Below are 15,416 nucleotides of genomic sequence, written 5' to 3' on the forward strand. Positions count from 1 at the left end.
AACGGTATTATTCATAAAATATTATCGTACTTTTGACTCAATTGTGAAAAAAACTTGGTTTTTATACTAAGATCCTATGTTAAACGTTATTCTAATAATGAAAAAAACAGTCGTTTTACTACTTTTATTACTCTCGTTTGTAGGGTATTCTCAGCAAAAACAATTTCAAATTAATTGGGATGGTTCTCAGACTATTTCTACAGGGAGTTTTTCTATACAAGTGCCTAGTTTTAACTCAGACAACTTTAGTTATGACTCAGAAACAGGTTTAAAATTTGTTTCGCAATGGGAATTAAATTCGTCTTTAAATGAAGAATCTGCGCGATTAGAGAATGTTACATATGCTTCAATTTCGAAATCAGAATTAAAGGGGTTAGATGTTTCTACAATTCCAAATCAATTACAATTTCAGCTTCATAAATCTGTTGCAAGATCTAAAACTTATGGGTTTTTAGAAGTGTCTCCTATTATTAAGGACAGTGAAAATTCATTTAAAAAAATAACGTCTTTTAATTTGGTGTATTCAACGTCTGTTGTTGGACGTGCTAATAATCGCGTGTCTTTATCGGATAGTGGCATATATAGTTCTGCATTAAAAACTGGAGAGTGGTTTCAGTTTTATATAGATACAACAGGAGTTTATAAATTATCGAAGTCGTTTTTAGAAGGATTAGGTGTAAATGTAAATAGTGTAAATCCGAAACAACTTAAGGTTTTTGGAAATGGAGGAAGTATGATTCCTTATAGTAATGATGCTACTCAATATTATGATATTCAGGAAAACGCAATAAAAGTGGTTGGCGAAGAAGATGGCTCTTTTGATGACAATGATTATATTTTGTTTTATGGTATTGGTCCGAATGAATATAATGCAGAGAGTAATACCAACATAAATTGTTATACCACGCAAACATCTTATTTTTTACAAGTTAGTGGTAGTGACGGAAAACGTATTCAGCCTTTTGTGAGTTTAGAAAGTCCTGCAAATTTGGTTATAGATACACATCAAACCTATTTATTTCATGAGACAGACGAGTATAATTTGGTGCAAGTAGGTAGGCGTTGGTTTGGAGATCGGTTTGATGTGTCCTTACAAAAGTCGTTTAAATTTGAAGTGCCAGACATTATTACTACAGAACCTATGGCATTTAGAGCAATCGCTGCTTCAACTTCAGATAGTTCTTCAGCTTTCGATGTCTCGGTTAATGGTGTTTCTCAGGGTGTTTTAAACTTATCTGGTGTAAGTGGAGAGACATTAGCGCGTGATGCTTTTATGAATAAAAGTGTTCTGAGTAATAGTTCAGAAATCACGGTAAGTTTAACGTACAATAAACAGGGTAATCCGAGTGCTTTGGGATATATAGATTATATATCTCTAGAAGCTACACGTGCATTGCGCTTTTATGGAGACCAGTTTGGCTTCTATAATAATAAGGTAGGATCAAGTAGTGGGATTGTAGAATATCGCGTTTCAGAAACATCAAAAGTTTCAGAAATATGGAATGTTAGTAATCCTTTTTCTGTTTCAAATTTATTAAACTCAACTTCCGAATCTAATATTAGTTTTAAGCGTCCAGCAGGGCAAATAGAAACTTTTGTAGCTGTAACGTCTTCAGATTACTATACGCCTAAACGTGAATCAAACACAAGAATAGAAAATCAAGATTTAAAAGGAACTATTTTTTTAGATGAAAATGGTGAGTTTCAAGATGTAGACTATGTAATTGTAACTCCAACTAATTTTTATGCTCAGGCTGTTCGCTTGGCAGAAATTAATAAAGTACAATATGGGCTAAATGTAAAAGTGGTAACCTTAAATGCTATTTATAATGAGTTTAGTACAGGGAATCAAGATATAGCGGCCATTCGTAATTTTGTGAAATATGTTTACGATAATGCAAGTACAACAGATAAGCAGATAAAATATTTATGCATGTTTGGAGATTGCTCCTACGATTATAAAAATAGAATTTCTAATAATACAAATTATGTGCCTTCATGGAATGCATATAATAGTTTTAGCTTAACGAACTCTTATGTGTCTGACGACTTTTATGGTATGATGGGAGACAATGAGGGGGATATGAGTACTTCAAATTTGTTAGATATCGCAATAGGACGAATTGTAGCAGATAATCCTAGTCAGGTAGCGCAAATGGTTGATAAAATTGAGCGTTATTATGATGATAAATCTTATGGAAGTTGGAGAAATAGCGTGGTTATGGTTTCTGATGATGTAGATGAATCTTGGGAAGTGATTTTAGAACAAACTACAGATAAAATTGCCGATTCAATTTCAGCAGAAAACCTTTTTATTAATGTTACAAAAATACATTCCGATGCCTATAAACAAGAGTCGTCTGCAGGGGGGAATCGTTATCCAGAAGTTAACGAATCTATGGTTACTGCTATGCAAACGGGAGCTTTATTAGTTAATTATTTTGGACATGGTGGTGAAGATGGTTTGGCGCACGAACGTATTTATGTAAAAACAGATGCCTCGGGGTTAACAAATGAATATAAAATGAATTGCTTTGTTACAGTAACATGCGAGTTTACACGTTTCGATAATCCTGCACGAGAAACAGCAGGAGAAGTAACGTTTTGGAATCCAAACGGAGGGGCTATCAGTTTACTTACAACTACCAGAGAAATTTATGTTAATAATGGGATCGCTTTTAATACCGTTCTGAGTGAATATTTATTTTCTTATAATACAGGAAGTACTAATAACGAATATCCATCAATGGCTGAAGCTTTACGTTTAACAAAAATCAAGCCGGGAACGACTTCTACCAGTTCACAAAAGTATTTGGTGTTTTATATAGGAGATCCAGCTATGAAGTTAGCAATTCCGAAACCTAATATTATACTTACAGGAGCTACAGACTTCAGTACGGGAGAACCTATAGATCAATTAAAGGCATTAGGTCATGTTTCTTTATCTGGCGAAGTTGTAAATGAACTGGGTAATCTGATAACAGATTATAATGGTATTTTAGCTTCGACCATATATGATAAAGAAATTGAAAGAACAACACTTGGAAACGATGGAACTGTAGTTGGAAATGAAGTGTATAGGATGGATTTTACTACTTTAGGCGAAATTATTTTTAGAGGCCAAGCTACGGTTAGCGCTGGAAAATTTAAATTCGATTTTGTGGTACCTAGGGATATAGGAATTCCTGTAGGTGATGGTCGTGTTAGTTTTTATTCGAAATCAGAAAACCCGTTGGAAGATCAAACGGGGGCAAATAATTTAATAAAAGTTGGTGGAATAAATGAGAATGCTGCTGAAGATAATATTGGACCTGTGGTAAATTTATTTATGAACGATGAAAATTTTGTTACAGGTGGTATTACAAACGAATCACCATCATTATTAGTAAAATTAGAAGATGAAAATGGTATAAATACAGCTAGTGGGATCGGTCATGATATTGTCGCGATTATAGATGGAGACGAAACTAATCCGTATGTTTTAAACGATTATTATCAGACAGAAATAGATGATTATCAGCGAGGTGTAGTAACATATCCTTTCAGAGATTTAGAGCCAGGATTACATACATTAAGTGTTAAAGCTTGGGATGTATATAATAATTCATCAGTTTCCGAAATTCAGTTTGTAGTATATGACGAAAATGAAAGTTTAGTGATTTCAAATGTTTTAAATTACCCAAATCCGTTTGTAAATTACACAGAATTTTGGTTTAACCACAATAGTTCGGGTCCTTTAGACGTTTCTATACAAATCTTTACCGTCTCGGGTAAGTTGGTAAGAACAATTAATGGGCAAACAAATGTGTTAGCTAATGGTGGATCATCATCGTTGTCTAGAGATATAGTTTGGGACGGAAGAGATGATTTTGGTGATAAAATAGGAAAAGGCGTTTATGTTTATAAACTTAAAGTGAAGTCTGTATCACTCAATAAAACGGTTGAAGAAATTGAGAAACTTGTTATCCTATAATAAACATATATATTTGTAAAATAAATTAATTAGATGAAAAAATCAATATTAGCAATACTTTTGGCGTTACTGGCCATTAATACTTATGCTCAAGATAATCCTACAACCATAATTGCAAACCCGCAAGATTCAAGAGTTATTACAACAGGAATGCCATTTTTACAAATCGCAGCAGATGCCAGAGCTGGTTCTTTGGGAGATATGGGGGTTGCAACCTCTGTAGATGGATTTTCACAACAGTGGAACTCTGCTAAATATGCGTTTTCAGAGACTAAACAAGGTATAGCCATGAGTTATACCCCATATTTAAGCGGATTAGTGAATGATATCTTCTTAGGGGGTTTAACATATTTTAACCGTTTAAACGAAAGAAGTGCGTTTGCAGCAAGTTTTAGATATTTTTCTTTAGGAGAGATAGAATTTGTTGAAGATGAATACCAAGATCCATTTACCGTAAAACCATATGAGTTAGCGGTAGACGTATCTTATAACCTAAGACTGGGTGATCATTTTTCAATGGGTGTAGCAGGGAGATATAACCGTTCAGATTTAAGATTAAATGTAGGTAATGTAGATGCTTCTGCAGCAAGTACCTTCGGAGTTGATATTGGTGGGTATTACCAAAGTGAAGAGGAGGCCTATAGCGATTTTAACGGTCGTTGGAGAGGTGGATTTGCCATTCAAAACATTGGGCCTAAATTTAAATATGATGAAGCAGGAGTAGAAAATTTTCAACCAACAACGTTACGTTTAGGAGGAGGTTTCGATTTTATATTAGATGAATATAATAAAATAGCTATTACTGGAGAAGTGACTAAATTATTAGTGCCAACACCGCCAGTTATGGGGAGAGAAACAGAATATGAGGACGTTAATGGTAATGGTGTATATGACGAAGATATTGATGTCTTAGGAGATTATACAAATGGAACTGGAGATTATGATCTTATTTACGAAGGACAATCGGATGATGTTGCTTTCTTATCAGGAATGTTTCAATCGTTTGGAGATGCTCCAGGAGGTTTTTCAGAAGAAATGCAAGAATTTACTTGGGCTTTAGGTGCAGAATATATGTATCAGGATTCTTTTGGTTTTAGAGTTGGGTATTTTCACGAGAGTGAAGAGAAAGGTGCAAGACAGTTTATGGCTCTAGGTGCAGGATTTAAATATAATGTTATAGCTATCGATTTATCATATTTATTCTCAACATCAAAAGTACAGAGTCCTTTAGAAAATACATTGCGTTTTTCTTTAACGTTTAACTTAGGAGCAGGAACGTATACAGAATACTAGAATTGCATTTTAAATAAAATATTATAAAAAACTATTGCACATCGCAATAGTTTTTTTGTTTTAAATAGTTTTATATCTTTAGAAAGAAGAACTTAATATGTTTTTTTAATGAAAACAATAAAAACAGAAGCACACTTTGAGGTTTACGAAGATGTAAACGAACTACCAAAAGATGTTTCAGAATTAATGACACATGCTGTCAAAGCGCGCTTGCGTGCTTATGCTCCGTATTCAAATTTTTTAGTTGGCGCAGCTATTTTATTAGACAATGGCGAGATTGTTACTGGTAATAATCAGGAAAATGCATCCTATCCATCTGGCTTATGTGCAGAACGTACAGCAATTTATTATGCTGGGTCTCAGTTTCCAGACGCTAAAATCGTGCGCATGGCATTAATTGCAGGCTCTATAAAAAATAAAACAACTTCGCCTATACCACCTTGTGGAGCGTGTAGGCAAGCGATAGCAGAATACGAGGTGAAACAAGATTGTCCTATAGATATTTATTTTATGGGAGAGTTTGGGGAGGTCATGCGATCTAAATCATTGTCAAATTTATTGCCTTTCGTCTTTGAAAAAACAGTATTATAAATATTTTATATAATTTTTACGAGAATCAGCTTTTTGGTTAACCACGAATGTGTTACTTTTGTTTCTCGTTTTTAAATTAACGCTACTCATGCAAAAAATCACAAAGGAAACATACATTAAATGGTATGAAGACATGTTGTTTTGGAGAAAGTTTGAAGATAAACTTGCTGCAGTATACATTCAACAAAAAGTAAGAGGATTTCTACATTTATACAATGGTCAAGAAGCCATATTAGCAGGTGCTTTACATGCTATGGACTTGACTAAGGATAAAATGATAACCGCATATCGAAATCACGTACAGCCAATAGGTATGGGCGTGGATCCTAAGCGTGTTATGGCAGAATTGTTCGGAAAAGCAACAGGGACTTCTCAAGGACTTGGTGGTTCAATGCACATTTTTTCTAAAGAGCACCGTTTTTATGGTGGTCATGGTATTGTAGGAGGTCAAATTCCTTTAGGTGCTGGTCTTGCTTTTGGTGATAAATATCACGGTAGCGATGCGGTTACACTTTGTTGTTTTGGAGATGGTGCTGCTCGTCAAGGGTCACTTCACGAAACATTCAATTTAGCTATGTTATGGAATTTACCAGTTGTTTTCGTTTGTGAAAACAATGGTTATGCTATGGGAACTTCAGTTAAGCGTACAGCTAACCACGAAGAACTTTGGAAACTAGGTTTAGGTTACGAAATGCCTTGTGGACCTGTAGATGGAATGAATCCTGTAAAAGTTGCTGAAGCTTTCGAAGAAGCTATTCAGAGAGCTCGTAAAGGAGGTGGACCAACATTCTTAGAATTAAAAACGTACCGCTATAGAGGTCACTCAATGAGTGATGCACAACATTACCGTACAAAAGCTGAAGTAGAAGAATACAAGAAAATTGATCCTATTACACAAGTAAAAGACATTATTCTTGACAAAAAATACGCTTCAGAAGCAGATCTTAAAAAGATTGATGCAGATATTAAAAAACGTGTTCTTGAATGCGAAAAATTTGCAGACGAATCTCCATACCCAGATAAGAGCGTGATGTACGACGTTGTATACGAACAAGAAGATTACCCATTTTTACAACATAAATTATAAGCTATGGCTGAAATTATTAATATGCCTCGTTTAAGCGATACCATGGAAGAGGGTACCGTTGCAGCGTGGTTGAAAAAAGTTGGAGATAAAATAACTGAAGGTGATATCCTTGCTGAAATCGAAACAGATAAAGCAACTATGGAATTTGAATCATTCCATGAGGGTACTTTACTTTACATCGGTGTACAAGAAGGTGAAACTACAAAAGTAGACGAATTACTTGCTATCATTGGTGAAGAAGGTGAAGATATTTCTGCACTAGTTAGTGGAGGAGGAGCACCTGCTGCTGAAGAAACTACAACTGAAGCTCCAGTTGCCGAAGCTCCTGCTGAGGCCGCTGCAAGTGCTGAAATTCCAGAAGGTGTTATCGTGGTTACTATGCCACGTTTAAGTGATACTATGGAAGAAGGTACTGTTGCTACCTGGTTGAAAAAAATTGGTGATAATATAGAAGAAGGAGATATCCTTGCTGAAATTGAGACGGATAAAGCCACTATGGAGTTCGAATCATTCAATGCAGGAACTTTATTATATATTGGATTAAAAGAAGGTGAATCTGCTAAAGTAGATGCATTATTAGCAATTATTGGCCCTGCAGGAACAGATGTATCTGCTATCGCTAGTAATTTTGGTGCTGCTGCAGCTCCTGCCGCTAAGGCAGAAGCACCTAAGGCTGCCGCTCCAAAAGCAGAGGCTCCAAAAGCCGCTCCTGCTGCTAAAGCTGCTGCACCTGTAGCAACTCCTAAAGTAACAAGCGATGGTGGACGTTTATTCGTGTCTCCATTAGCTAAGAAAATTGCAGACGAAAAAGGATTTAATATCGCAGATATTCCTGGATCAGGAGAAAGCGGACGTGTTATTAAACGTGATGTTGAAAACTTTGTACCTAAAGCTGCTGCACCTGCCGCCGCTGCCGGAACTGCTGCACCAGCATCAGAAGAGAGTTTTGAAGAAATTAAAAACTCTAACATGCGTAAAGCGATTGCTAAAAATTTAGCAAAATCTAAATTTACTGCACCTCACTATTACTTAAATGTTGAGTTTGATATGGATAATGCGATTGCATTCCGTAAGGAAGTAAACGCTGTTCCTGATACTAAAGTTTCTTTTAACGATATCGTTGTTAAAGCTTGTGCAATGGCCTTAAAGTTACATCCTCAAGTAAATTCTCAATGGTTTGACGACAAAATGAGATTAAACAACCACGTACACATTGGTGTAGCGGTTGCTGTTGAAGATGGTCTTCTAGTACCAGTTGTTAAATTTGCAGATCAACGCAAGTTGACTCAAATCGGTGCTGCTGTTAAAGATTACGCTATCAAAGCTAAAACTAAGAAATTATCACTTGAAGAAATGGAAGGTAGTACATTTACTATCTCTAACTTAGGTATGTTTGGAATAGAGACATTTACATCTATTATTAACCAACCTAACTCAGCAATTCTTTCTGTGGGAGCAATTGTTCAAAAGCCAGTTGTTAAAGATGGTGCGATTGTAGTTGGTAATACTATGAAGCTTTGTTTAGCTGCCGATCACAGAACGATTGATGGTGCTACTGGAGCGCAATTCCTTCAAACATTAAAAGGATTTATTGAAAACCCAATTTCGATGTTATTATAATCGAAATTAAAACATATTCAAAAAAAGCCATCCTTGTGATGGCTTTTTTTATGCGCTAAAATTTCATTTTAAAACAGATAAAGTCTTATTAAAACTGATGTCAATTCAATAGGGTCAAGTATATTTGTTATTCAAATTATTTTGAAAATAAAATTTACGCTTACATTATGAAAAATGTTATTATAACAGGAACAAGTCGTGGAATTGGTATAGAATTAGTGAAATGTTTTGCAGAAGCAGGACATCAAGTTTTAGCTTTATCAAGAAACAACAAACCAGTTTCCGATTTAAAATTAAAAAACGTCACTACTTTTTGTTTCAACTTAGAAGAAGATACAGATTTTGAAAAAGTGAATGCTTTTGTAAAAGCAAATTGGAGACAGGTCGATATTTTAATTCATAATGCAGGATCACTTGTTAATAAGCCTTTTTCAGAATTAACAAAAGCCGATTTTCAAACAGTATATAATACTAATGTTTTTGGGGTAGCCCAATTAACCCAAACGGTGCTTCCGTTTATGATAAAAGGTAGCCATATGGTCTCAATTAGTTCTATGGGTGGTATTCAAGGCAGTATGAAATTCCCAGGCCTAGCTGCTTATAGTTCTAGCAAAGGCGCTGTAATCACATTGTCGGAATTACTTGCTGAAGAATATAAAGAATCTGGAATAGCCTTCAATGTGTTGGCTTTAGGAGCTGTACAAACAGAAATGCTGGAAGAAGCTTTTCCGGGCTATATAGCCCCAACTACTGCAGAAGCGATGGCAAATTATATTTTCAATTTTTCATTAACAAGTAATGCGTTTTACAACGGAAAAGTATTACAAGTATCATCTACTACACCTTAATTATGAGTAAATATAAATGTGTGATTTTCGATTGCGATGGCGTACTCGTAGATAGTGAAGCGTTAAGCAACGGAGTTTTGACAGATTTAGCCAATCAAAATGGTGCAAATTTGGATCTAAATTCAGCTATAAAAATATTTAAAGGATGTTCTATGACTACTTGTATAGAAAAAATAGAATCTTTAATAGATAAGTCCTTACCTGATAATTTTGAAACAGAATATAGAAGATTAAGTTTCGAAGCTTTTAAAGCTCATATAAAGCCTATTAATGGTGTGAAAGAGATGCTCGAGCAATTAGATTTACCGTTTTGTGTCGCATCAAGTGCTCTTGAATCTAAAATGCGATTAAATTTAGAATTAACCGGTTTGTTGGATATGTTTGAAGGTAGATTGTTTAGTTGTTATACTATCCAGAAATGGAAACCAGATCCAGCCGTTTTTTTATGGGCAGCAGAAACTATGGGATTTAAACCTGAAGAATGTCTCGTAATAGAAGATAGTTATTCTGGTGTTACAGCAGCATTGGCTGGCGGATTTGATGTGTTTGGTTATACCGCAGACGATATCCATAATCAATTAAAAGGTTACCCAACTTTAGAATTTGATAATATGAATCAGTTAATTTCATTAATTCAAGACTCGAAATAAAATTCAAGTTTTTCATATTATAAAAAAGATTAATTTTACTCGAAATTTTCTTCAACCATGCAGCAAACTACAAATACCATTTTAATGATTCGTCCAATTAATTTCAGGATGAACGAACAGACAGCAGTTAATAATTATTATCAAAGAGCAATAGAAGGTGTTTTGCCACAAACGGTAAATGCAAAAGCCCAACAGGAATTTGATGCTTATGTCGAGAAATTAAGAACTATTGGTGTGCAGGTTATTGTAGTTAATGATTCTGAAGATGCAGATACTCCAGATTCGATTTTTCCAAATAACTGGATTTCTTTTCATGAAAATGGAACTGTGGGGTTATATCCTATGTTTGCAGAAAATAGACGTTTTGAGCGTCGTGAAGATGTTTTGGATGTGTTAGAAGATGAAGGTTTTGTTATTAGCGATGTTTTAGATTACACCAGTGCAGAAGACGAAGGTGTATTTCTAGAAGGTACAGGAAGTGTATTGTTAGACCGCGTAAATGGGAAAGCATATTGTGCTTTATCTGCTAGAGCAGACGAAGATTTGTTTATAGAATTCTGCGAAGATTTTGATTGTTTTCCTGTCGTTTTTACAGCTAATCAAACAGTAGATGGTGAAAGAAAAGCCATTTATCATACTAATGTTATGATGTGTTTGGCTGAGACTTTTGCTGTTATTTGTTTAGACTGTATAGATGATAAAAAAGAACGTAAACAAGTTGTACAGCATTTAAAGGAAAGCGGAAAAATGGTTATTTCAATTACAGAATCTCAAGTGCAGTATTTTGCAGGAAATATGCTTCAGGTAAAAGGCGCTAACGACGAATTGTTTTTAATTATGAGTAGTTCTGCATATCAATCTTTAACAGTATCACAAATTGAGAGTATTACTAAACATTGCAAAATTGTGCATAGTTCTTTAGATACCATTGAAGCTTGTGGTGGTGGAAGTGCCCGATGTATGATGGCTGAGGTGTTTTTACCCCAAAGTTAATTCTGGTCTAGCTAATTTTGATTTTGGTAATTCTACGTAAAAGGTACTACCCGAATTTACAATGCTTTCTACCCAAATCTTACCATGATTTAAATCGACTAATTCTTTGCAAATGGAAAGACCTAAACCGGTTCCTTTTTCATTTTTTGTGCCGATGGTAGTGAAAGAGTTACAGTGAAATAATTTTTCTAAGTTTTCTTTAGTAATTCCAACACCAGTGTCTTTAATACTAATTATTGTATTGCCATTATTTATATGATTTGAGATGGTAATACTATCGCCTGCTTTACTAAATTTTACGGCGTTTGTAAGTAGGTTCTGTATGATTATTTCTACCATACTATAATCGGCATAGACAAAATCACGAAGCGTATTGTCTATAAGCTCTATATGTTTATCTATGAGTTTGTGTTCTATTAATTTTATTTTATCAAGAACAACATCGCGAATATCAAATAGACTCGCATTAGGCTCTAAAGCATCCATTTGGGATTTAGACCAATTTAAAAGATTGAATAATAACAAAGATGCATTGTTTGCGTTTTCGCTTAATTCGGGGATTAGTCTGTCGAATTCTTGACGTGTTAATGAACCGTCTTTTAATAAATCGATAAAACCATTTATAGATGTTAATGAATCTTTTAAGTCGTGAGAGACTATAGAAAATAATTTGTCTTTAGCGTGATTAATTTTTTCTAAATGTACCGATTGCTCTAATATAGCTTCATTTTGAAGTTCAATTTTTTTGTTTTTAGCTTCTAGTTCTTGCGTGTATTTTACTCGCCTGTCTCGGTTTAAATAAATTAGAACTAAAAAGGTAGATACAATTACAAAAGCAGTTAACAAAGCGTAATTTATAATTTTAAGCTTGTCGAATTTTTTCTTTGTTTCCCCTAACATTGCCATTTTTGAATAAGAACCTAGGGAAATATTATCTTTTGAAATTTCTTGAATTGTATCAAAGTTTTCAAGGCTTTGTATCTGATTTCGTTTCTCTAAAGCGCTTGCTTTTTCTACGAGTTGCAGGCTGTCTTTTAAAGCGTGAAATTTATTTTGCCACATAAATGCACGTTGGTAATTTCTTTGTGTAGAATCTACTATTTTTAATAGCCAGTAATTTTTAAGTTCGTTAGCCTTATTGGTATTTGTTTTTAAAAGGGAAAAAGCCTCAAGCAATTGCTTTTCGGCTAAACGGTTTTTATTTTGTTTTTGATTTAATTCTCCACTAGCATTTAAACTTTCAATTAAACCCAGGGTGTTATTATTGTTTCTATTTAAAATTAGACTTTCAGAAAGATATGTATCTGCCTTTTCAAAATCTCTAAATTGTAAATATTCTTGACCTAATTTCGGTAAAATTTCAGAGCGTATTGAGTCTTGATTCTCATTTTTAAACATTAAAATTCGTTCGTAATATTCAATGGCCTTTCGGTGTTCTTTTTCAATAGAATAAAGACTTGCTAAGTTTTTATTGATTTGAATAATGGTGTTTGTATCACCGTTTAATTCTTCTAGCTTTAAATGTTTCAGATTGAATTCTATAGCTTTGTCATATTTTTTATTATTTAAATATGCTGTAGCCAAACCAGAATAAGTTTCTTTTAATTCCCTTTCCAAATGGCGTTTCTCAAGCTCTTGTATTGCAGATAGCGTATGTTCTAATCCTTGTTTGTAATAGCCACGTGAAATTTCAATTAACCCTACCTGATTATTTATTCGAGCAATAGCCAGTGTGTCCTGCAATGTTTTAAAAATAATCTTGGCATCAGAAAAATAATTTATCGCATTAATATAATCTTCTCTCTTGACGTAGATTAATGCTTTTAAATATGCAATTTGGCTTAAACCCGTAGTATAATTTAATTTCGAAGCTAATTTGTCTGCTTCATGAATATATTTTAAAGCCAGGTTATAATCTTTGTATTCGTATAATTCGCCAACAAGTTTTATAGATGTTGAAATTTTTGAAGTATCTGTTTTCTGAAACGCTAGTTCAACAGTTAAACTATCTATACTCTTGGTTTGTGCATAACCAGAAGAGACAAATAAAAGAATAATTAGCAAAATTATCTTATTCATACAGGTACAGTCGTAACCTTATTGTATGGTATACTATTGCTAAAAAATAGCCCATATAATAGGAAATACGTAATTTAGGTTTGTTAGATAAATCTCCTCCCTCACAAAGAAGATGTATTGAAATAATAGCATTACAATATCAAAGTTATTAAATGTGTTTTATTAATCTAATTTAAGCGCCTTAATACCAAATTATTAGTTAAAATGTTGACGCAGTTGTCGCATTATATTTAAGTTCTCGACTAACGACAGAAATCATAGGAAAACTACAATATTGATTATTTGGGTACTATTTACATTTAACGCCCAAATCTGAAATTATTGGTTGAGTTTTCGTGTTAATAGGAGAAATGACTTGACTCTTATTATTTTGAAAGATTAATGTAAACTCAACCTTTAACCGACCTTAATTGAAGTATCCCTATTGCAATCCGTCCTATTAATGTGATAAAAATAGTATCTTTGGCCTCTTAATAAAATCAATTGTAATGAGTATACAAGAGTCTTTGTCGCAACACGTCAAACAAGCCGTAAAATCCATTTATAATGCGGAGTTAGAAACCGTAGAATTCCAGTCTACTCGTAAAGAGTTTGAAGGCGATATTACTGTGGTCGTTTTTCCTATGTTACGCGTTGTAAAAGGAAATCCAGTGCAAATTGGTGAAGCTGTTGGTGCGTATTTACTTAAAGAAGTTGAAGATGTTACTGGATATAATGTAGTTAAAGGCTTCCTAAATATTGTGATTTCAGATTCTTATTATCAGAATTGGTTTAATAGTATCAAGTCCGATGCTACTTTTGGCTATGTAAAACCAAATGAAAAAGCTAAAGCTGTTATGGTAGAATATTCTTCGCCAAACACGAATAAACCATTACATCTTGGCCATGTTAGAAATAATTTATTAGGATATAGTGTTGCTGAAATTTTAAAAGCTTCCGGAAAGAATGTCTACAAAACACAGATAATAAACGACCGTGGTATTCATATTTGTAAAAGTATGCTGGCTTGGAAACGTTTTGGTAATGATGAAACTCCAGAAAGTACAGGTTTAAAAGGAGATAAATTAGTCGGTAATTATTACGTAAAATTCGATCAAGAATATAAGAAGGAAATAGAAGCTTTAAAAGCTGAAGGACTTTCTGAAGACGATGCTAAAAAACAGGCGCCAATTCTTTTAGAAGCTCAGGCCATGTTGCTAAAGTGGGAAGCTGGAGATGAAGACGTCGTGTCTTTATGGAAAATGATGAACCAATGGGTTTACGATGGTTTTGAAGTGTCTTATAAGAACTTAGGAGTCGATTTTGATTGTTATTATTACGAAAGTGATACGTATTTATTAGGAAAAGAGTTTGTTGCCGAAGGTTTAAAAATAGGTGTTTTCTTTCAAAAAGAAGATAGTTCTGTTTGGTGCGATTTAACAGAAGAAGGTTTAGACGAGAAAATCGTTTTACGTTCTGATGGAACTGCGGTTTACATGACGCAAGATATTGGAACTGCCATCCAGCGTATAAAGGACTATCCTAATGTTGGTGGTTTAGTTTATACAGTAGGTAATGAGCAGGATTATCATTTTAAAGTTTTGTTTTTAATTCTTCAAAAATTAGGATTCGAATGGTCTAAAAACTTATTTCATTTAAGTTATGGAATGGTGGATTTACCTAGCGGAAAAATGAAGAGTAGAGAAGGAACTGTTGTAGATGCCGACGATTTAATTTTGGAAATGGCTGAAACAGCGGGAGAGATTTCTGAAGAATTAGGGAAATTGGATGGGTATTCTCAAGACGAAAAAGAAGTGCTGTATAGTACAATTGGTCTGGGAGCTTTAAAGTATTATATTTTAAAAGTAGATCCTAAAAAACGAATTTTATTCGATCCAAAAGAATCTATAGATTTTCAAGGAAATACAGGACCTTTTATTCAGTATACATATGCCAGAATTCAATCTATAATTAGAAAAGCAGATTTCGATTATAGTGTTACTACTCCAAAAATTGACTTACATGATAAAGAAAAATCGCTATTAAAACAATTGCAATTATTTCCAGAAACAATTCAATTAGCTGCATTACAATACAGTCCTGCAATAATCGCTAATTATACTTACGATTTAGTAAAAGAGTTTAATTCTTTCTACCAAAATGTTTCTATTTTAGGTGCAGACGAATTAAATGAAAAAATATTAAGAGTACAATTGTCTCAAACAGTGGCGTTAACAATAAAAAATGCATTTAGTTTATTAGGTATTAGTGTTCCAGAACGTATGTAATATTAAAAGAGGACA

At 33.8% G+C, this 15,416-nt stretch carries 10 protein-coding genes; 9 read left to right on the forward strand and 1 reads right to left on the reverse strand.

The window, feature by feature from the left end:
* The first annotated feature begins 97 nt into the window (after positions 1-97).
* The 8 genes from porU to ctlX all read left to right on the forward strand — a co-directional run bounded on the left by porU (position 98) and on the right by ctlX (position 11,055).
* Complete coding sequence (porU, locus tag R6X41_RS16685; RefSeq protein WP_318501497.1) at positions 98-3,973, forward strand: type IX secretion system sortase PorU; 3,876 nt, start codon at positions 98-100, stop codon at positions 3,971-3,973.
* Between the two features lie 33 nt (positions 3,974-4,006).
* Entirely contained in the window at positions 4,007-5,266 is a 1,260-nt protein-coding gene (porV, locus tag R6X41_RS16690) for a type IX secretion system outer membrane channel protein PorV (RefSeq protein WP_318501498.1), read from the forward strand.
* A 108-nt stretch (positions 5,267-5,374) separates the two neighbouring features.
* Positions 5,375-5,857: a cytidine deaminase gene (gene cdd / locus R6X41_RS16695; protein ID WP_318501499.1), complete on the forward strand. Its 483-nt coding sequence runs from the start codon at positions 5,375-5,377 to the stop codon at positions 5,855-5,857.
* A gap of 88 nt (positions 5,858-5,945) precedes the next feature.
* Complete coding sequence (gene pdhA / locus R6X41_RS16700; protein ID WP_318501500.1) at positions 5,946-6,944, forward strand: pyruvate dehydrogenase (acetyl-transferring) E1 component subunit alpha; 999 nt, start codon at positions 5,946-5,948, stop codon at positions 6,942-6,944.
* A gap of 3 nt (positions 6,945-6,947) precedes the next feature.
* Positions 6,948-8,564 carry a dihydrolipoyl dehydrogenase family protein gene (locus tag R6X41_RS16705; RefSeq protein ID WP_318501501.1) on the forward strand — a complete coding sequence of 539 codons (1,617 nt, stop codon included), beginning with the start codon at positions 6,948-6,950 and terminating at the stop codon, positions 8,562-8,564.
* A gap of 167 nt (positions 8,565-8,731) precedes the next feature.
* On the forward strand, positions 8,732-9,412 hold the full coding sequence (locus tag R6X41_RS16710) for an SDR family NAD(P)-dependent oxidoreductase (RefSeq protein ID WP_318501502.1): 681 nt from the start codon (positions 8,732-8,734) through the stop codon (positions 9,410-9,412).
* A 2-nt stretch (positions 9,413-9,414) separates the two neighbouring features.
* Positions 9,415-10,062: an HAD family hydrolase gene (locus R6X41_RS16715; protein ID WP_318501503.1), complete on the forward strand. Its 648-nt coding sequence runs from the start codon at positions 9,415-9,417 to the stop codon at positions 10,060-10,062.
* A gap of 57 nt (positions 10,063-10,119) precedes the next feature.
* Positions 10,120-11,055 (forward strand): citrulline utilization hydrolase CtlX, encoded by a 936-nt coding sequence (gene ctlX / locus R6X41_RS16720; RefSeq protein WP_318501504.1) that lies wholly within the window; start codon positions 10,120-10,122, stop codon positions 11,053-11,055.
* Here ctlX and R6X41_RS16725 read toward each other — a convergent pair.
* Positions 11,041-13,134 carry a tetratricopeptide repeat-containing sensor histidine kinase gene (locus R6X41_RS16725; protein WP_318501505.1) on the reverse strand — a complete coding sequence of 698 codons (2,094 nt, stop codon included), beginning with the start codon at positions 13,132-13,134 and terminating at the stop codon, positions 11,041-11,043. The genes ctlX and R6X41_RS16725 overlap by 15 nt on opposite strands.
* Positions 13,135-13,622: 488 nt before the next feature.
* Here R6X41_RS16725 and argS point away from each other — a divergent pair, with 488 nt between their 5' ends.
* Positions 13,623-15,401, forward strand: coding sequence for an arginine--tRNA ligase (argS, locus tag R6X41_RS16730; RefSeq protein ID WP_318501506.1), 1,779 nt, complete (start codon positions 13,623-13,625; stop codon positions 15,399-15,401).
* The last annotated feature ends 15 nt before the right edge of the window (positions 15,402-15,416 follow it).

The sequence above is a fragment of the Formosa sejongensis genome, assembly GCF_033447105.1.
In the GTDB taxonomy this organism is placed as follows: Bacteria; Bacteroidota; Bacteroidia; order Flavobacteriales; family Flavobacteriaceae; genus Formosa.